We start from the raw sequence: 19,059 nt of genomic DNA, 5'->3' as shown, positions 1-19,059 counted from the left end.
CTTAATCTAATGCATAACCAAGATAGCTTGTCGCCCCAGCGCAGGGTTGTTAGGATGCGGGGCTTTCTCGCACCCTGGGATATCTCATGTTACATGCACTCTTCTTGCTCGGCCTGGTGGCCGAAGGGATGACTGGCGCGCTGGCAGCGGGTCGGCGACGGATGGATCTGTTTGGCGTCGTGATCATCGCCTCGGCGACGGCCATCGGTGGCGGTACCATTCGGGATGTGCTGCTGGGCCACTATCCCCTGCTCTGGGTCGAGCACCCCGAATACGTGCTGCTGGTGGCGGGCGCCGCCATGGCCGGGGTCATCTCGGCCCCGCTGATGCGCTACCTTGGCAAGCTGTTCCTGGCGCTCGATGCCCTGGGGCTCGTGGTCTTCTCCATCTTCGGGGCTGCCCGGGCGCTCGAGATGGGCCACGGGGCCGGCATCGCCTGCATCATGGCCGTGGTGACCGGCGTGTTCGGGGGGGTGCTGCGGGACTTGCTGTGCCAGCGCATCCCGCTGGTGTTCAAGCGCGAGCTCTATGCCGCCGTCTCGCTGATCACCGCAGCGCTCTACTGCTTTGCGCTGCACCATGGGCTGCCCAACGACTGGGCCGCTTTCGGTGCCATCGGCATCGGCTTCGTGCTGCGGCTCCTGGCGGTACGCTTCAAGTGGGGACTGCCCACCTTCAACTATCAGTACGCCACCCATTGATCGCGCCAGTTCCTGGCCATATCGCACGGATAACGAGCATCAAAAAAGCGCCATACGGCGCTTTTTTGTTGGACATCGGCAAGAGAGGAAAGGGTCAGTTGATCCCTTCCGAGCTGAAAAAGGTCGCCTTGTCGGCGATGAAACGCACCTTGATGTTCTTGCCTTCCCCTCCCCAGACACAGCTCGTGGTGCCGAGAGCATCGTCGCAACGCTCGGCCTTGCCGAGGATGGCGCTCGCTTCGGCATAGCTCATCCCGACTTTCAGCTTGTCGTAGCTCTCGCGGTTGAGCTTGCCGCAACCAGTCAACAACAGGGCGATGAGCCCCCCGATCACAATCTGCTTCATCTTTCTCTCCTCTGGTTGGAGTCCAGAGCCTAGCAGCTTGGTCCCCCTCAATGCCAGCGGCAACAAGATACAATCGGAACTCAAGCTTTGAGAAGAACCCGACTTACCAGCTGCGAACGGGGCCCGTGTCCAGGTGCACGAAGTTGTCGGAAGGGTAATAACCCACACCGCCCACCTTGAGGTTCAGGGCGGCCTTGCGCAGGTGTGCCAGTTGCACGCCGGGGATGCGCACATCAACCGCCTGCCCCAGGGTGTGGTAGCTATGCTTGGCGACGCCGCGACTCTTGCGCCGCTTCTGCTGATTGGTGGCCGGGGAGCGATAACCCGAGATGAGCTGGATTTCGCCGTGGCGCCCCAGCTTGTGTTGCAGCAGAAAGAGCTGATCGAACAGCTTTCTGTCGATGTTGAACACTTCGTTGCGACGGTAATCACGGAAAATATGGTTGAGCTCCGCCAGCCCGTCGCTCAGATAGTGGCCATCTTCCCAATAACTGGCGCGTACCCGCTCGCCGGTATTGAGGTTGAAGAAACTCAGTTCCCGTCCCGAAGTGCTGCGGCTCGCCAGCGCAGGGAACGACAGCAGGCTGGTCCCCATCAGGCAACCCGCCCCCAGCAGCAGACGGCGTCGGCTTATCTCTTGTCCCAGCATCCGTTGTCCGTCCATCTCATGGTGAAGTCACACAGGTGAATGAATTTGATACAAGGGCCGAAACTACCTGCCAGAAAAAGCGCTGTCAAACCCCATTCACCCATGAAAAAGCCCGGCACGGGCCGGGCTTTTCACTCTGTGGCGAGGATCACAGCAAGCGGCTTTGATAGCTGACTCTGTCGAATCCGTAGATATCGTTGCGCAGTTGCTGACGTCCCTCTTCATCAATCCAGCTGCTCCAGTAGACGGTAAACACCGGGATAGGGTTGCTCAGGGGCAGCCACTTGGTCTGGGTCTCTTTCAGGATGCTGGCCACCTTGTCCGGCTGATAGCGGGAGTCCGCCAGCAGCAGCTCCGCCAGATCGTCGGCGTGTTCCACCCGGATGCAACCCGAGCTGAAGGCACGGGCCCCCTGCTCGAACAGCGCCTTGCGCGGGGTGGAATGGAGATAGATGGCATCGTTGTTGGGCAGATAGAACTTGTAGCGACCCAGGGCATTGTGATCCCCCGGCTTTTGCCGCAACCGGTAAGGGAAACCGGAGGCCAGCGCATGGTGCCAGCCATCTTCGCTGAACTGCACCGGATTGCCCTCGCCGTCGATCACCTCGAACTGTTCGCGATCCAGGTAGGCAGGATCGCGCCCGAGCTTGGGCAGAATGTCCTTGCTCAGGATGGAGCGCGGCACGTGCCAGGCCGGGTTCAGCACGATGGAGCGGATCTCGCTGGCGAGGATGGGGGTGGCCCGCTGCTCCTTGCCGACGATGACCCGACTGGTGAAGACCTCGCTGCCCGACTCCACCACGCTCAGGCGGTAGTCCGGAATGTTGACCAGCACATAGCGACCGGCAAGGTGATCCACCAGATCACGGCGCCACAGGTTGCGTACCAGCAGGCTGGCGCGCACCTCGGGGCCGGTATTGAGCCAGCTGCGGGTCTGACGGCCGATGATGCCGTCGGCGGTCAGACCGTGGCGGCGCTGGAACTGCTTGATGGCCTGTTCGGTCTCGGGATCGTAGAGGCTGTCCTGGTGAGTCGGGGCACTGTCCCCCAGTTCGTTCAGGATGGAGCGGATCTGGCCGAGCTCGGTCGAGCTCTCCCCGGCCCGCAGGGTCGGCATGGAGAGGGTGGGCCAGTGCTTGGCCATGGGCATGGCCAGCAGCTTGCGCACTTCTTCGCGCACGGCGTCGTATTCCGCCACCTGTGGCCTGAGTTGCCTGACCTGCTCCAGCAGATTGTCTCCCTGGGGGGCATGGGCCAGGGGGCGGTTCAGATCCAGCTTGAGGGTCTGCATCTGTTCGCGCGCGACCAGATCCATCCCTCGCCAGGCCTGCTGGAACCGGGCCAGCTTGCCAAAGGCCTCATCGTAGAGGGCACCGCGCCGATCCGCCGGGGTCTTTTGCAACTGCTGCCAGAGGCGGTAGAAATCCGGATGCAGCTGGGCCAACACCGCTTCCTGCAACTGCTGTTCAAGCTCATGACGAGCCTGCTCGGCCACCTCGTTCTGATACCAGTCATGCTGGATGCTGGGACTGGCCACTACCGCCTGTTCCGTGCTGGCATGAACCATGCTGGCTGGCCAGCAGCCCAGCCAGATGAGATTCGCCAATGCCAACCAATACTTCTTACCCATGCTTCTTACCACGCTTGCCTCAAATCGGTTCATTTCGGCCTGTCAGGCGCGACGGTCAGGACCCCATGATGCGTGAATGCCGACGACTTTGCTAGCGGACGGAGGTGTAACGACGCCAGATGAGTTCCTGCTCCCCGCTGTCGCCGACGGCCACTATCGCCTCGTTGAACCGCGCTACGAATTCCCCGGACAGGGTCTTCTTGCTCAACATGAAAAAGGTGGGCGTCTCATGGATCGCCATGGTGTGGGGGACGACCGCATCCGACAGCCCCTCTCTCTTCAGACCCCAGGGCGTGGCCAGACTATCCCCGAGAAAACCGTCTATCCGCCCAAGCAGCAGCTTGCGATAGTTTTGCACATCGTTGACCTCGCTCACCTGGTTGCGGTATCGCTGCAGAACCTTGGTGATTTCCGGGCCGTAATAGTAGTCCCTGGTCACACCGAGGCGATGCCCGTGGGCCAGCCAGCTCGCCAGATCCGACTCCTCACCGGTACCGGATTTGCGTACCCAGAGCGATGTCCGGCCCGGGTTGTAGGGGATGGAGAACCAGGCATAACGCGCCCTCTCATCAGCAAAATACGCCTCCATCACGATGTCCAGCCGACCCCGCTCAAGATCGTGCAACCCCCGCTTCCAGGGACGCTCCACATAGACCAGACGACACCCCAGCCGATTCGACACGGCATTGAGGTAGTCGACCGCAAATCCACGCAGTTCCCGACGTGCTCCCTCTTGCTGGTAATAGTGGTATGGGGGCCAGTCATCGAAACCGACGCGAAGGGGGGAGGAGCAGAACGATTGCGCCCACAACGGTTGGAGGGGCAGACAGCAGAGCACACACAGAGAGAAGAGTCTCATGGGTCATCCTTGACGACGGGACAGGCCATCTTAATTCTGCCCGGGTGAAATGGCGACAGATCCTGCCACAACAAAGCACAATATCAGCCGTTTGCCTGATGCGCCCCAGGTGGCGGCAGACAGGTTGGCGCCGAAAAAGCCACAATCAAGAAGAGGAAGCAAACGACCCCAAAGCCCCTTGGTAAGCAGGGTGATGGAGGGTTAATATATGAGCAAATATATTTTTGTGATCCACTATGCTTTTTTTGCAATTGGATTAGCATATGCGCGAAATCTGCCTATCAATCTGTCGGGCGTCGAGTGAGTAATATGACCTACAAAAAGTTCGGTTTTCTGGCTGCCATCCTGGCACTGAGCGGTTTCTACCTTTATACCCTCTATCTGGCCGCTCACCCCAACGTGAGCCTGGCTTACAAGCTCTATTACCTGGAAGGCAAGACCCGTTTCTGGGAGCACAACTCCAGCATGACCTACCAGCCCGGCAACGAACTCAACCTGACCAAGCCGAGCCGCTTCCTCTCAAGCGAAGGCTGGGCCAAGAAGCCCAGCGAGCAAGGCACCGAGCTGAGCGGTCAGGGCGGTCTCTATTTCGTGCTGCCCAAGCAGCAGGCCCAGCCGGAGCAGCTCACCATCCAGGCCAGGATCAACAGCCCCCAGGCTGGCGCCCTGCTCAAGGTGGCGCTGGGTCATGATTTCACCACCACGGTCAAGCTGGCCAAGGCGGGCATCAACGAGATCCGCCTCAGCCTGCCGGGCGACTCCCTGACCGCCGATCCCAAGCGTCCCAACTTCCTGGCGCTCTCCGCCCCGACACCGCTCAACGTCCAGTCCGTGCGACTGACCGTGGCTCAGTGAAGCGGAATGCCCCAAGCATCTGTTCCGTAAAATAATTCTTTCAATAAGGAAGTTCCCATGTCCCGTGCCGATTTTCGACTCTCTCTGGTCGTTCCCGTTTACAACGAGGAAGAGAGCATAGACGCCTTCATCAGCGCGATAGATACCGAACTGGCCCCGCTCAAAGACCAGCTTGAAATCGTGTTCGTCAACGATGGCAGCCGTGACCGCACCCGTGAGGTGGTCGAGCAGGCCATCGCCCGGGATCCCCGTGTGACCCTGGTCAACCTGGCCCGCAACTTCGGCAAGGAAGCGGCCATGACCGCCGGCCTGCACCAGGCCAAGGGCGACGCCATCGTCCCCATGGACGTGGACCTGCAGGATCCCCCCTCTCTCATTCTGGAGTTCGTCAAGCTGTGGCAGACCGGCGACTATGACACCGTCTACGGCATCCGGGTGGATCGCAGCGCCGATACCCCGATGAAACGCCTCACCGCCGGTGGCTTCTACCGCTTCTTCAACGCCCTCTCCACCAGCACCAAGCTGCCGGAGAACGCCGGTGACTTCCGCCTCATCGATCGCAAGGTGGTCGAGGCCATCAAGCAGTTGCCGGAGCGCAACCGCTTCATGAAGGGGCTGTTCGCCTGGGCCGGTTTTCGCGCCGTCGGCGTTCCCTACGAGCGCCCGGCCCGCCACGCCGGCGAAACCAAGTTCAACTACTGGAAGCTGTGGAACTTCGCCCTTGACGGCCTGATGAGCTTCTCCAGCTGGCCGCTGCGGGTGTGGAGCTACATCGGGGTCGGTGTCTCCTTCATCGCCTTCCTCTATATCCTCAAGATCATCACCCAGGTGCTCTTCTTCGGCATCGACGTGCCCGGTTACGCCTCCCTGATGTCGGTCATGCTGTTCCTCGGCGGCATCCAGCTGCTGTCGCTGGGCATCATCGGCGAGTACATCAGCCGCATGTTCGTCGAGGTGAAACAGCGCCCCGTCTACCTCATCGAAGGGGTCTACGGCCAGTACGCCAAGCAGGATGAAGAGCAGAAGCAGGAAGTGCCCACCACCAGCAAGAAGGGCGCTGGCAAGAAGGCCGCCGCGAAAGCCGCTGATGATCAGCAGGAGCAGGCGTCTCAATGATCTCCCGCGAGGAATTCTGGCGGCTGGTTCGCTTCGGTTTTGTCGGCGGGGGGGCCACCCTCGTCGATCTGGGTACCTCCATCGCCCTGTTTCATACCTGGCCGGCCATCTCCGAGCACCTGGTCACGACCCTGGCCTTTGCCGTGGCGTTCTGGTTCTCGTTCTTCGGCCATCGCTACATCACCTTCCAGAAACAAGGTGCCGCCAGCAAGTTCCTGCTGGTTGCCCTCTTCTCTCTGGCGGTGCGTAATCTCATCCTGAGCGGTTTGCTGTTTGCCGGTCTCTCCGGCCTGTTGCCGGTGGTGATCGCTACCCTGACCGTCACCGTGCTCACCTACGTTCTCTCCCGTATCTGGGTTTTTGCCTGATGAATGATATGACCAATACCGCCCCGTCAACCGGGGCTGCACTCCCCTATCGCCCGTCACTGCGCATCAGCGGCCGCGACTGGCTGATGATCGTCGCCGCCTTCGTACTGAGCCGGGTGGCGCTCTATGGCATGGGCTATTTCGGCGTCCAGCTCTATGGCGCCACCGACATCGGGCCGCTGCAAGCCTACTGCCAGTTCGACTGCGTCTGGTTCCAGCGCATCATCGAGAATGGCTACGACCTCTATCCACGCTGGCTGAGCAAGGGCAATGCGGCGAACTGGGCCTTCATGCCCCTCTATCCCATGCTGGCCGGCGGTCTCTCCAGCCTGTTTGACATGGAGAGCCTCATCGGTCTGATGCTGGTGGCCAACATCGCCTTCTTCATCAGCCTGCCCCTGATGCTGCTGGTGCTGCGCCAGCTCAAGCTGGGGGACGACACCGCCCGCTTCGGGGTCTGGCTGCTGGCCTTCTCCCCCTTCTCCGCCTATTTCGTCTCCGGCTATACCGAGCCCATGTTCATGGCCTTGATGCTGGGAATGTTCCTGTTCGCCTACCGCGAACAGTGGCTCATGGTCGCCTTCCTCGGCATCTTCATCTCCGCCACCCGCAACCTGGGGGTGATGATGGTGTTCCCGGTGCTGATCCTGGCCCTGCAGGCCTACGGCTGGCGCGAGTTCTTCCGCTTCACCGAGCGGGCCTTCAAGGTGGTGTTCACCCTATGGCTCATTCCCCTCGGCCTCTTCTCCTACATGGTCTATCTCTATCACCTCACCGGGGATGCCCTTGCCTTCAAGCACATCCAGGTGGCCTGGGGCCGCTATATGGACAGCCCCCTGGACTGGTGGCTGAGCGGCTTCGAGCTGGGGGGGCGCAAGGCCTATCTCTCCATCATGGTGATCTTCGGCTGGTGCCTGAATGGCTACCTGTTCAGCCAGAAACGCTGGGCCGAAGCGGCCCTGATGTTCATCTGCTGCACCATCCCCCTGATGACCGGCCTCAACGCCATGCCCCGCTACATGTTCGGCCTCTATCCGACCCTGCTGGCCATCGTGCTGCTGGCCCATCGCTGGCCTGCCATCCGCCCTGCGGTGCTCTGCATCAGCGGCATGGTTGCCTCCTTCATCGCGGTGGCCTTCGTCAACTTCAAGTTCTTCACCGTGTGACGCCACCCCGAATGCCTACAAGCCGGTCAACTGACCGGCTTTTTTCATGGCCGCGACACCCGGTTCACACTTTTCCATTCTTGAAAACGTAACCATTTGAACTGACGTCACAAATCGGTATTTTACCGGTCCAAGCCTGCCCCAGCGCACCCTAGAATGAGTGCCTCAACGGACCCTGCTCCTCACACTCTGCTCAAGGAATGGCTTATGCGTCTCTCTTCGCGCCCCGCTCTTCGCCCATCACCCCTGTGGCTGGCCGTGCTCGCCACACCGCTGTTCATCGGTCAGGCGATGGCCGCCCCCGAGGTCTATCTCCATGTGGATGGCAAACCGGTGGCCGAGGCGCTGACGCTGGACAAGGGCACCGTCACTCTGACCCACAGACTGGACAAGGGGAGCCACCAGATCCGCATCAGCGATGCGGGCAACAGCTGCGGCACCAGCTTCGGGCCAACCGAGGCCAGGCCCCTTCCCTTCGGCACCGCCCAGCCCATGGACAAGTGCAGCAAGGGGACAGACTTCAATCTGAGGGTGATGCTGGCGGGGGACTACGAGTTCACCTTCAACCCCGATACCCCCAGCCTCAAGGTGTTGCGGGCAACCAAAAAGAGCGAGTTCAAACGCCAGCCTCCGGAAGAGCCCTGCATCAGCTGGGATGGCGGCCCGGTCACGACATCACTCAAGGGCGTCTGGCCCGACGGCACCCGGTTGCGGGATGCCTACTCGGGACAGGAAGCCGTGGTCAAGGGCGGCAAGATCACCCTGACACCGAGCAAGGAGAGCGGCGGCCTGCTGCTGCTCGAGCCGGTCAAGGCCGCCAAGCCTGCTCCCTTCAGCTGGGATCAGGCGAGCGTCTATTTTCTGCTGACCGACCGCTTCCACAACGGCGATCCCGCCAATGATCACAGCTTCGGTCGTCAGAAGGATGGTCAGGACGAAGTGGCCACCTGGCATGGCGGTGACTTCAAGGGGCTGACCGAGAAGCTCGACTACATCAAGCAACTCGGCATCAACGCCATCTGGATCACCCCCATGGTGGAACAGGTCCACGGCTTCATCGGCGGTGGCGAACAGGGGAACTTCCCCTTCTACGCCTACCACGGCTACTGGGCGCTCGACTTCACCAAAATCGACCCCAACTACGGCGACGAAGAGAGCCTGAAAACCCTGGTGGACGAGGCCCACAAGCGCGGCATGCGGATCATCCTCGACGTGGTGATGAACCACGCAGGCTACGCCACCCTCGCCGACTTGCAGGATCTGGGGCTCACCGATCTCACCCAGAACACCGGCAAGCTGCCGAGTCGCTGGAACGAATGGCGCCCGAGCGGCGGCCTCAACTGGCATGGCTACAACCAGTTCATCGACTACCAGTCATCCCACTGGGACAAGTGGTGGGGCCCTGACTGGGTGCGGGCCGGCCTGCCCGGCTACCCGCAACCCGGCACCGACGACGTCACCGGCTCGGTGGCGGGACTGCCGGACTTCCTGACCGAATCCACCAGATCGGTGGGGCTGCCACCGCTGCTCGCTGCCAAAAAAGACACCAGGGCCAAGGCCCTGCCCAACGCCACCGTGAGCGATTACCTCATTGCCTGGCACACCGACTGGGTGCGCCGCTTCGGCATCGACGGCTTCCGTGCCGACACCGTCAAGCACCTGGAGCCCGCGGTCTGGGCCAGGCTCAAGCAGGCGGGCACCGACGCGCTCAAGGAGTGGAAGGCCGCCAACCCGGGCAAGGCCCTCGATGACCTTCCCTTCTACATGGTGGGCGAGGTGTGGGATCACGGGGTCGCCAAGGACTTCTGGTACCAGCACGGCTTCGATTCCCTGATCAACTTCGACTACCAACGTGAATTCGCCCTGCCCCAGGCCCAGTGCATGGCGGGGGCAGAACCCACCTATGCGAGCTACGCCAGCCGCATCAACCAGGATCCCGAGTTCAACGTGCTGAGCTACATCAGCTCCCACGACACCAAGCTCTTCTTCGGCGACTACCAGGACGTGGCGCTGCAACGGCGGGTGGCCAACAGCTTCATGCTGCTGCCGGGGGGCATCCAGATCTACTATGGCGACGAGTCCGGCCGGGGGCTGGCCAAGGATGGGGGCGTGTTCGATCAGAGCGTGCGCTCGGACATGAACTGGCAGGAGCTGGCGAGTGGCGAGAAGGCGGAGCTGGTCAAGCACTGGCAACGGCTCGGCCAGTTCCGTGCCGCCCACCCTGCCATCGCGGCGGGCAGCCACAAGAAGATTTCCGATGCCCCCTACGGCTTCGTGCGGGAGAAAGGAGAAGACAAAGTGGTCGTGGTCTTCGCGGGTCGGCAGAAATAGCGACCTGGCCTGAATAAAAAGGGGAGCCGATGGCTCCCTTTTTTGTCTTGCAGACGCCCGCATCAATCAGACTGGCGGGCCGCCTTTGGCCACTGCAACCTCGCCTTGAGCAGGGTTTCCTGCCACAGGGGCCAGGCCAGCAAGGCCTGCTGATAGGCGCCAGCCTGACCGGGCAGCGAAATGCCATAGCTTGCCAGTCGATAGGCCATCACCGCATAGAAGGCATCCAGAATGCTCGCCTCGTCGAAATAGAAGGGCCCCCGCGCCTGGGACCAGAGGGTCTGCAACCGGGCCAGCTCGTCGATGACCTCCACCGGCGGTTCACTCTGGGTGGGCGCCCCCAGGAAGAAGGGCAGCAGGGTGCGGATCTGGCGAAAACCGGCGTGCAGCTCGGCGCACAGGCTGCGGGCCAGGGCCCGTTCGGCCTTGTCCACCGGATAAAGGTGACGCTCCGGGCAGCACTCGTGGAGATATTCGGCGATGGCCAGAGAGTCGTGAATACGCAGCTCACCGTCGTCGAGCCAGGGCACCAGGCCGGCAGGGGCCGTGCGCTTGAGCCGTTGCAGCTCCTTGGCATCTTCCAGATCGAAGACCTGCTCCTGCCACTTGAGCCCGCTCATGGCCAGCACCAGCGCCGTTCTCATTGCCCAGGTGGAGCCCGTGCCCACCGTCAAAACCAGGGATCCCATCGATTGCCTCCTGCATGGGTTGTTTACTGGCCATCCCGCCGGCCCCGTGGCACGACATCCGATGACCACCTCACATTTGCGTACTGGCGGGTTTGACCCACTTGGGTAGCAGTGCTAGTTTGATTTTTCAAAACAATCGGTTAGCAACAATGTGAGCTATGGACAGCCAATTTACCATCGTCATCGCAGATGACCACCCCCTGTTTCGGGGCGCCCTCTATCAAGCGGTGCACATGGCCATCGACGACGCCAGATTGCTGGAGGCTGACTCCATCGACAGCCTGAGCCACCTGCTCGATGAACATCCCGACGTCGACCTGCTGCTGCTGGATCTCAAGATGCCGGGGGCCAACGGCTTCGAGGGGCTGGCCTATCTGCGCGGACATCACCCGGATCTCCCCATCGTCGTGGTCTCGGCCTCCGAGGATCCCGCCATCATCCAGCAGGTGCTGCGCCTGGGCGCGCTCGGCTTCATTCCCAAGTCCGTCCCCATGAAAGAGCTGGTCAGCGCCCTCAATACGGTGATCGGGGGGGACAACTGGGTGCCGGAAGGCATCTCCCTCCATCCCGAGCCCAGCGAAGGGCCCGATTTCGCCACCAAGCTGGCCAGCCTCACCCCCCAGCAATACAAGGTGCTCATCATGTTGCGGGATGGCAGCCTCAACAAACAGATCGCCTGGGAGCTCAACGTCTCCGAGGCGACCATCAAGGCCCATATCACCGCGATTTTCCGCAAACTCGGGGTCAAGAACCGCACCCAGGCGGTCATCGCCCTGCAGCAAATGGGCATCAAGGACGACTGAGCTCGTCCCCGGCTGGCTCGTAACAAGCCAGCCACACCCGCCTCCCAGAAGACTCTCTGGCCCCCCGCGGCAGCCGGAAACGGCCTCCCTGCACCATTTGCGGCTCGACAATTAGCACGGTCGTACTTTATGCTGCCAGCCCAGAGAAAGGAGAGCCGGATGAGCAAGGGACGTCTGACCCGCGACACCATTTTGCAGACTGCATTCGAGCAGGCGAGCCAGCAGGGGCTGGAGAGCCTCACCATAGGCTCCCTCGCAACGGCCTGCGAGATGTCAAAAAGCGGTCTGTTCGCCCACTTCCAGTCCCGCGACAACCTCCAAATCGCCGTGCTCACCCATTCCGCCGAGGTATTTCGGGAGCGGGTGATCCAGCCGGTGCGCCAACAGGGGTACGCCACCCAGCAGGAGAAACTGCTCGCCCTGTTGCAGGCCTGGCTGGCCTGGAACCAGAGTTTTGCCGGCCGCTGCATGTTCCTCGATGCCTGGACCTCCGCCCAGGAGGGTGAGGTCCAGCAGGCGGCACGCGAGCTGGTCCGTTTCTGGCTCGACTACCTGGCACGCCAGGTAGTGCAGGGGCAGGCCAGCGGGGAGTGGCGCAGCGATCTCGATCCCTGGCGCGCCGTCTATCGCCTCTATGGCCTCTATCTCGGGGATCAGGTGTTCCATGCCCTGGCGCTCAGCGAGGATCCGGCCCGCCACTTCTGGCCCGAGGTGGAACAATTGCTGACCAGCTGGCGCTGACCCGACGGGCTCTTCTTTTTAAAAACTCGCAAAAAAGCACGATCGTTCGCACACAAAAGACACAGGATGACCATGAGCAGCAAGATCTACTTCAACACACGCCGCTTCAGCCCAAGCAAGTTGCTGCTGGGCCTCGGCACCCGCCTGCATCACGTGCTCGCGCCCACCCACGCCAAGCGCACCGCCAGCAAGCTGCTGCTCACCCCGCAGCGGGCGACCCGGGGCGTCGCAGCCCCGGCTGGCCTGGTCGAGCAGGCCATCCACACCAGTGAAGGGACCCTGATGAGCTACCGGCTCGGGCAGGGACCGGTCTGGCTGTTGATGCACGGCTGGTCAGGCAGTGCCAGCCAGTTCTATCCGTTGATGAGCCACATCGCCGCCCAGGGCTATACGGCCCTCGCCTACGATCACCCCGCCCACGGCCGGAGCGAAGGGAACAGGGGTCACCTGCCCCGCTTCGTGCGCGCTTTCGACGAGATCCTCGAGCGGGTCGGCCCCGTCCAGGGCGTCATCACCCACAGCATGGGGGGCGCCGTCACCCTCAGCAGCCGTCACCCGGCAATCGATACGCTGCCGCTGCTGCTCATCTCCCCGGTGCTCGACTACGTGCCCCAGCTCTACGGCATGGTGGCGCGCTCCGGCTACTCCATCCGGCTGTTCGATGCGGTGGTCAAGGAGATAGAACACGAATACCAGCACCCGCTCAGCACGGTTGACCCCCTTGGCCGGCTCGCCCGGCGCAGCGGCGCCGCCCTCATCGTTCACGATGAGGAAGACCGCTTCGCCCCCCACCGGGACTCCCTGCGCGCGGCCCAGGATGGCCGCACCCGGCTGGTGAGCACCCGGGGGCTCGGCCATGGCCGTATTCTGGCAAGCCCTCCAGCCTTCGCCGCCTTCGATCAACTGAGCCAGACGCCCTTGGCAAACTGAAAATGAAACGGGCCGCAAAAATTGAGCGTGCGGCCCATTTTTATCCGGTATACAACGTCTTATAGTTGAATTGCGCGGTGGCAACCCGCCCTGGCGATCACGATAAGGCGCACCCTCATGGCCAGACCCAATACTGCTCTTCTGCTGACTGGTGGTGGTGCCCGCGCCGCCTATCAGGTCGGCGCACTCAAGGCGGTGGCCGAACTCTACCCCCGCAACATCGGCATCCCCTTCCCCATTTTGTGCGGCACCTCGGCGGGGGCTCTCAACATCACGGCGCTGGCGTGCTACGCCTCCTGTTTCCATCTGGGGGTGCGCAAGCTGGAGTGGGTCTGGCGACGATTCGAGACCCACCACATCTTCGACTTCCACCCTTGCCAACTGCTGTGGCGCACCCTCTATCAGGGCTCGGCCGGCCTCATCACCCCCCAGAGCAACCGAGCCTTTCACCTGTTTGACAACGCCCCCCTGCGCCGTCTGCTGGATCAGCTCATCGACTATCACCGCATCGATGACAACATTCTCTACGGCAGCCTGGAGGCCATCGCCATCACGGCCTCCGACTACGATGACGGCCTCTCCACCACCTTCTTCCAGGGGCGGGCCGAACATCAGCCCTGGGAGCGCGCCAGACGACGTGGCCTGCGTACCCTGCTCACCTCGGATCATCTGCTGGCCTCGTCGGCGCTGCCCTTTGTCTTTCCCGCCACCCCCATCGGCGATCGCGTCTACGGGGATGGCTCCATCCACCAGCTGAGCCCGCTCAGCCCCGCCATCCACCTGGGGGCGGAGCGGATCCTGCTGGTGACCCTGGACTCCCCTCACAGGGAGAACCCGACTCCCCGCCAGGGGCACCTGACCAGCTCCAACATCGCGAGCCATCTGCTCAACACCGTCTTCTCCGACACCCTCAATTCGGATCTGGAGCGGCTCGGGCGCATCAACCAGACCCTTTCCCTTATTCCGGCACGGGAGCGCAGTCGACTGAAACTGCGCCAGGTGGAGACCTGCGTGATCCGCCCCAGCCAGGATCTCGACCTCATCGCCCTCGAATACCTCCCACGGTTGCCGACCCAGCTGCGCCGTCTGCTGCGAGTGCTCGGGGTCAACGGCGAAGAGAGCAGCAGCCTGGCCAGCTTCCTGATGTTTGACCCCGGCTATTGCCAGCGGCTCATCAAGCTGGGATACCAGGACGCGCTGGATCACCGCCAGCGCATCGAGGCCTTCCTCGACCTGCCGGGCAGCGGGAGGCAGGAGCAGTTTCGCGAAGAGGCCTGAGGGGCCTTATCCCATGGCAAGGAGATCCTAGCGTCCCTCCAGCAGGCGTTGCTCCGCCTGTTCCATGGCCACGGCCGTGCCGAAGAGCACCAGGGTATCTCCCGCCGCCAGCACCAGCTCGCGCCTGGGATCCAGGCTGCGCTCCCCGCGATGAATCGCCTTGATGCGCACCTCTCCCAGGGCGAGATCCCGTACCCTGTGTCCCACCGCCCAGGCCTGGTCGTGCAGCAGCACGGGATGCAGCCGCTCGAGCAGTTGATCCGTCTCCAGATTGCCCGCACTCTTGCCGCCCCAGTAGAAACCGTGCAGAAAGCGATACTGGCTGCTGCGCTCGTGCTCCATGCGCCGGATCACCCGGCCGATGGGAATGTCGCAGTTGAGCAGCAGGTGGGAGACCAGCATCAGGGCTCCCTCCTGGGATTCGGGGATCACCTCGAAGGCGCCGGCCTGCTTGTAGTGTTCAAGGAAGCTGTCATCCCGGGTACGCACCAGCACCTTGATCTCCCCCGCCAGCTCCCGGATCAGCGTCAGCATGGCATCGACCCGCTTGCGATCGTCGAAGGTGATGATCACCAGCCGCGCCCGCAGCAGACCGGCCGCCAGCAGGATGTCGCGCCGACTGGCATCGCCGAACGCCACCTGCTCCCCCGCGAGCTTCGCCTCGCTCACCCGCTCGGGATCGAGATCCAGGGCCAGGAAGGGGATCTCTTCGAGCTTGAGAAAGCGGGCACAGGTTTGGCCGGTGCGTCCGAACCCGGCGATGATGACGTGCTGGTGTTTGCTCAGGCCCGACTGGGCCACCTCGGCGCGAGAGAGCAGGGCACTGTCGGTGAGGGAGTGGGCAAGTCCCAGCGCCCGCAACACCAGCCAGGGGGTGAGGGCGATGGAGATGACACCGATGCCGATGAGCAGAGAGACCAACTGGTGATCCAGCAAGCCGTGATGACTCGCCAGCGCCAGCAGCACAAAACCGAACTCCCCGACCTGGCTCAACATGATGCCGGCGGCCATGGCGTCGCGCTTGCGCTCCCCCATCAGGCGGCCCGCCAGCAATATGATCAGCGACTTGCACAGGATGAGCCCCGTCACACAGGCCAACACCTGCCACCAGGCGCCCGCCACCAGCGCCCAGTCCATGGTCATGCCGATGGTAATGAAGAAGAGCCCCATCAACACGTCGCGAAACGGCTTGATGTCCACTTCGAGCTGATGACGATAGTGGGACTCCCCCAGCATCATGCCCGCCAGAAAGGCACCGAGCGCCATGGAGAGCCCCATCCACTGGGTCAGGGAGGCCGCCAGCAATGCCACCAGCAGGGCACTCAGTACGAAGAGTTCATCTGAACGTGCGCGCGCCACCTCGAAAAACAGCATGGGCAGCAGCCACTTCCCCACCGCCAGCAGCACGGAGAGCGCAAACAACCCCTTGAGGGAGGCCCAGGCGACCTCCGCCAGCAGGGCGCTGCCCTGCACCTCGGGCTGGGCCAGGATGGGGATCATCACCAGCAGGGGCACCACGGCAAGATCCTGGAACAGCAGCACGCTCACCCCGAGCTGGGCTCGCCGGGTATGGAGCTGCTTGAGCTCGCCGAGCTGCTTGATCACCACGGCGGTGGAGGAGAGCGCCAGGGTGCCTGACACCACCAGCGCCTGGGCCAGGCTCAGCCCCCACCACCAGCCGAGCCCGAAAAACAGCAGTGAGGTGAGCAGCACCTGCAGGCTGCCGACCCCCAGCACCAGCTTGCGCATGGCGAGCAGACGCGGCAGGGAGAACTCGAGCCCGAGGGAGAACATCAGGAACACGATGCCAAGCTCCCCTATGGTCTGCATCATGGCCTGACCCGTGACGATGGCCACGCCATGGGGGCCGAGCAGCATGCCGGCAAACAGATAGGCAAGGATCACCGGCTGGCCGAGGCGCCGGAAAATGGCCACCAGCACAACGGCGAAGATCAGCAGGATCAACACATCGGCGTACACCCATCCCTCTCCTTCATCTGCCCGGCGCCCTCTTCCCTGACACAGCAAGCACAGCGCCCGCTCCCCATATGGCACGCCACTCGCTCAGCGGCAGGGATTTCCCCTCCCGTTTCATCCCGTTAAGCCTAGCCAGCCCCCTTGTTTTTCATCGGACATATTTTAGGCACAGGGCTTGCAAGAGCCTGCGCAATGAATGGAGAGGTGTAAGGGCTGTAACGTGGAAAACACATCGTCATTGAACGGCTTCGGACATGGCATAGAGCAGTGGGTACAGCAGATGGAGCGGCTTGCGCCGTTGACCGGGCAGGACCGCTATCAGCAGATAGAGCAGTTGCTGGGGCAACGGGATCTTGACGCCCTGCTGGCAATCTTTGCCGAGCGGGTGGCAAACATTGTCCGGATCCACTCGCTCCAGTTCGACTGTGGCCAGCCCCACCCCCTCATCTCGCACCCGCCCCAGGCCAGGCTGACCCTGCATGCCTATCGCTTCGAGCTGCGGGGACGACACGAGCAGTTGCTCGGCCAGTTGCACTACGAGCTGGAGCACCCTCTGAGCGACGGCCAGAGGCGGTTGCTTGAGCAATATCATCAGCTGTTCAGCCTCCCCCTGCCCCTCTATCTGCGGCTGGATCGGCTGGAGCAGCAGGTGCGGCTCGACCACCTGACCGGGCTTGGCAATCGCGCCTACTTCGACGAGGCCATTGGCCGGGCGGTGGAGCAACACAGCCGGGAACCCCACGGCCTAGTGCTGGTGCTGCTGGATCTCGACAGATTCAAGCAGGTCAATGACACCTGGGGCCACCCGGTGGGCGACCTGGTGCTAAGCCGCTTCGCCCAGTTGCTGCAGGGGTGCATTCGCGGGACGGATCAGGCGTTTCGCCTCGGCGGTGACGAGTTTGCCCTGCTGCTGCAACCCGCGGACCCTGAGGCCTGGCGCCCGGTCTGGCTGCGGTTGCAACATGTGCTCCACAGCCACAAGGAGCTCAGCGCCTTCTCGGTGGGGTGCAGCCTGGGAGCCGCCAGCTGGCAGTCGGGCATGGATGTGCAGCGCCTCTACGAGACGGCCGATACTCATCTTTACGCCCGCAAGAAAGCCGGGGGCTCCGGCCTGCCCGAATAGGGCATCACCCTTCCCCTCCCGGCCCCCTGTCACTCTGCGATGTCAATCCGCATCCGGGGTGACGGGGGGCCGCCACTCCCACGCCACCCCCTCTTCTGGCGCCAGAAATCCGTCGCAGACAAAGAGCCCGGCCACCAGTGCCACCTGTTCACCGTAGTAGAGGATGGGAATGCGCCCCCGCTGCCAGGAGGGCACCCCGTACTCTTGCAGCAGCTTCTTGAGCCGCCGGCTGCCCACCCGCCCCACCGGTTTCAGCATGACGCCGGGGGCGACCTGAAAACGCACCGAGAGCGGCTCGTCCCCCCTCGGTGTCCGCAACCCTTCGCCATCCGTTCTCCAGAGCCTGAACTGCCCGAGCCCGTCCGGCAGGGTGAGCGTCTCTTCCATCCGGATGGGCAGCACCTCCTCGCGGGGGGCGAGATCCGGCGCCACCAGGTACAGGCGCCCCTGATAGCGGCGGCACGCCAACCCTTGCAGGCTCAGCCTGGGGTTGGCGTCATCGCGCGCCAGCGCCACCTCCTGCCACAGCAGGCCCAGCAGCTCGCGGGAGGGCATCTCTCCCCCCTGGCGGCGGATCCAGTGGCGCAGCAGGTTGTTGCGCCGCACGGGGGAGAGGGAGAGGAGTCCGTCAATGCGCAGCCCTTCTCCCTCACCCACCGCCTGCCAGTCCGCCTCGGCCAGCTCGCTGATGAGCGCCTCCTGCTCGGCGCACAGGGCCATGGTGCGCGCCGTCGTCCGGGCCATGGCGGGCCAGCGGTCCTTGAGCAGGGGGATGATCTGCTGGCGCAGGAAGTTGCGGTCATAGCTCGGGTCCTCGTTGCTCTCATCCTCAACCCAGCCATAAGGAAGTGACTGCGCGGCTTCCGCCAGCTCGGCCCGGCTCATGTCGAGCAAGGGGCGCAACAGATGGCCTGCGGCAAAAGGCTGGCTCGCCACCATGCCCGCCAGCCCGCGCAGACCGGCACCCCGCTTGAGCGCCAGCAGCAGGGTCTCCAGCTGATCGTCCTGATGGTGAGCGGTGAGCAGCCACTCCCCCTCCCCCAGGTGGGCGGCGAGTCGCTCATAACGCGCCGCCCGCGCCTGGGCCTCCAGGCTCTCCCCGTTGCCTCGACAGAGCTGCACCCGCTCCACGATGAGGGGCACCGCCAGTTGCCGGCACACCCCTTCGCAGTGAGCCACCCAGTCGTCGGCATGTGGGCTCAGGCCGTGATGAACGTGCAGGGCGTTCAGGGCGAGGCCGTGGGCGCGGGCAAAACGGGCCGCCAGCACCAGCAAGACGGTGGAGTCGAGCCCGCCGCTGAAAGCCACCAGCAGACCGCAGGAACCTTCCGGCGCGGGCAGGGTCTGACAAAAACGAGAATAAATACGAGAAATCATAGGCTTCCCCAATACGACCAGGCCGATCTTAGCAGAGTCGGGCTTATCAAGCGCTAACCCGGCTGCTAGAGTGAATCGCTCCCTGCGTGGGCAAGGAAGCCATATAACCCGAATTGGAAT

At 63.0% G+C, this 19,059-nt stretch carries 18 protein-coding genes; 11 read left to right on the top strand and 7 right to left on the bottom strand.

Going from position 1 to position 19,059, the window contains the following annotated elements; all coding sequences use genetic code 11:
- Positions 1 to 86 precede the first annotated feature (86 nt).
- Entirely contained in the window at positions 87 to 701 is a 615-nt protein-coding gene (locus AB5Y47_RS15160) for a trimeric intracellular cation channel family protein (protein ID WP_010673446.1), read from the top strand.
- Positions 702 to 795: 94 nt separating this feature from the next.
- Here the strand turns inward: AB5Y47_RS15160 and AB5Y47_RS15155 are convergent, their stop codons facing one another.
- The 4 genes from AB5Y47_RS15155 to AB5Y47_RS15140 all read right to left on the bottom strand — a co-directional run bounded on the left by AB5Y47_RS15155 (position 796) and on the right by AB5Y47_RS15140 (position 4,185).
- Entirely contained in the window at positions 796 to 1,047 is a 252-nt protein-coding gene (locus AB5Y47_RS15155; RefSeq protein WP_010673445.1) for a hypothetical protein, read from the bottom strand.
- A 103-nt stretch (positions 1,048 to 1,150) separates the two neighbouring features.
- Complete coding sequence (locus AB5Y47_RS15150; protein WP_039039271.1) at positions 1,151 to 1,696, bottom strand: DUF882 domain-containing protein; 546 nt, start codon at positions 1,694 to 1,696, stop codon at positions 1,151 to 1,153.
- A gap of 148 nt (positions 1,697 to 1,844) precedes the next feature.
- Entirely contained in the window at positions 1,845 to 3,326 is a 1,482-nt protein-coding gene (locus tag AB5Y47_RS15145; protein ID WP_045523555.1) for a murein L,D-transpeptidase, read from the bottom strand.
- Between the two features lie 91 nt (positions 3,327 to 3,417).
- Positions 3,418 to 4,185 carry an ABC transporter substrate-binding protein gene (locus tag AB5Y47_RS15140; protein ID WP_069651724.1) on the bottom strand — a complete coding sequence of 256 codons (768 nt, stop codon included), beginning with the start codon at positions 4,183 to 4,185 and terminating at the stop codon, positions 3,418 to 3,420.
- Positions 4,186 to 4,494: 309 nt separating this feature from the next.
- Here AB5Y47_RS15140 and AB5Y47_RS15135 point away from each other — a divergent pair, with 309 nt between their 5' ends.
- From AB5Y47_RS15135 to AB5Y47_RS15115, 5 genes are all read left to right on the top strand, one after another.
- Positions 4,495 to 5,040, top strand: a complete 546-nt coding sequence (locus AB5Y47_RS15135) for a hypothetical protein (RefSeq protein ID WP_010673441.1) — start codon at positions 4,495 to 4,497, stop codon at positions 5,038 to 5,040.
- 57 nt (positions 5,041 to 5,097) lie between these two features.
- On the top strand, positions 5,098 to 6,156 hold the full coding sequence (locus tag AB5Y47_RS15130) for a glycosyltransferase family 2 protein (RefSeq protein WP_045523559.1): 1,059 nt from the start codon (positions 5,098 to 5,100) through the stop codon (positions 6,154 to 6,156).
- Positions 6,153 to 6,524: a GtrA family protein gene (locus AB5Y47_RS15125; protein ID WP_010673439.1), complete on the top strand. Its 372-nt coding sequence runs from the start codon at positions 6,153 to 6,155 to the stop codon at positions 6,522 to 6,524. The genes AB5Y47_RS15130 and AB5Y47_RS15125 overlap by 4 nt, the downstream gene beginning before the upstream one ends.
- The gene (locus tag AB5Y47_RS15120; RefSeq protein WP_202042148.1) at positions 6,524 to 7,690 is read left to right on the top strand and encodes a hypothetical protein; all 1,167 of its coding nucleotides are present in this window, start codon (positions 6,524 to 6,526) and stop codon (positions 7,688 to 7,690) included. Before AB5Y47_RS15125 ends, AB5Y47_RS15120 begins: the two co-directional genes overlap by 1 nt.
- Before the next feature lie 207 nt (positions 7,691 to 7,897).
- Positions 7,898 to 10,021 carry an alpha-amylase gene (locus AB5Y47_RS15115; RefSeq protein ID WP_128296889.1) on the top strand — a complete coding sequence of 708 codons (2,124 nt, stop codon included), beginning with the start codon at positions 7,898 to 7,900 and terminating at the stop codon, positions 10,019 to 10,021.
- 62 nt (positions 10,022 to 10,083) lie between these two features.
- On the opposite strand, the gene AB5Y47_RS15110 is transcribed toward AB5Y47_RS15115, so the two are convergent.
- Positions 10,084 to 10,710, bottom strand: coding sequence for a glutathione S-transferase (locus AB5Y47_RS15110; protein WP_151028455.1), 627 nt, complete (start codon positions 10,708 to 10,710; stop codon positions 10,084 to 10,086).
- Positions 10,711 to 10,868: 158 nt separating this feature from the next.
- Between AB5Y47_RS15110 and AB5Y47_RS15105 the strand changes: the two genes are divergently transcribed.
- The 4 genes from AB5Y47_RS15105 to AB5Y47_RS15090 all read left to right on the top strand — a co-directional run bounded on the left by AB5Y47_RS15105 (position 10,869) and on the right by AB5Y47_RS15090 (position 14,462).
- A complete protein-coding gene (locus AB5Y47_RS15105) occupies positions 10,869 to 11,513 on the top strand; it encodes a response regulator transcription factor (RefSeq protein WP_045523565.1) in 645 nt (214 codons plus the stop codon).
- A 159-nt stretch (positions 11,514 to 11,672) separates the two neighbouring features.
- The gene (locus tag AB5Y47_RS15100; protein ID WP_201888666.1) at positions 11,673 to 12,254 is read left to right on the top strand and encodes a TetR/AcrR family transcriptional regulator; all 582 of its coding nucleotides are present in this window, start codon (positions 11,673 to 11,675) and stop codon (positions 12,252 to 12,254) included.
- Between the two features lie 72 nt (positions 12,255 to 12,326).
- Entirely contained in the window at positions 12,327 to 13,184 is an 858-nt protein-coding gene (locus AB5Y47_RS15095; protein ID WP_069785620.1) for an alpha/beta hydrolase, read from the top strand.
- A 117-nt stretch (positions 13,185 to 13,301) separates the two neighbouring features.
- Positions 13,302 to 14,462, top strand: a complete 1,161-nt coding sequence (locus AB5Y47_RS15090) for a patatin-like phospholipase family protein (RefSeq protein WP_042864253.1) — start codon at positions 13,302 to 13,304, stop codon at positions 14,460 to 14,462.
- 27 nt (positions 14,463 to 14,489) lie between these two features.
- On the opposite strand, the gene AB5Y47_RS15085 is transcribed toward AB5Y47_RS15090, so the two are convergent.
- Entirely contained in the window at positions 14,490 to 16,442 is a 1,953-nt protein-coding gene (locus tag AB5Y47_RS15085) for a cation:proton antiporter (protein WP_368220354.1), read from the bottom strand.
- 193 nt (positions 16,443 to 16,635) lie between these two features.
- On the opposite strand from AB5Y47_RS15085, the gene AB5Y47_RS15080 reads away from it, so the two are divergent.
- Positions 16,636 to 17,562, top strand: a complete 927-nt coding sequence (locus AB5Y47_RS15080; protein WP_039039444.1) for a GGDEF domain-containing protein — start codon at positions 16,636 to 16,638, stop codon at positions 17,560 to 17,562.
- Positions 17,563 to 17,604: 42 nt separating this feature from the next.
- Here the strand turns inward: AB5Y47_RS15080 and tilS are convergent, their stop codons facing one another.
- Positions 17,605 to 18,939: a tRNA lysidine(34) synthetase TilS gene (tilS, locus tag AB5Y47_RS15075; RefSeq protein ID WP_368220352.1), complete on the bottom strand. Its 1,335-nt coding sequence runs from the start codon at positions 18,937 to 18,939 to the stop codon at positions 17,605 to 17,607.
- Positions 18,940 to 19,059: the final 120 nt, after the last annotated feature.

Source organism: Aeromonas sp. R7-2 (assembly GCF_040908105.1).
GTDB lineage: Bacteria > Pseudomonadota > Gammaproteobacteria > Enterobacterales > Aeromonadaceae > Aeromonas > Aeromonas caviae.
Note: the sequence above shows the minus strand (reverse complement) of the source record. Positions and strands in the feature narration are given on the sequence as shown.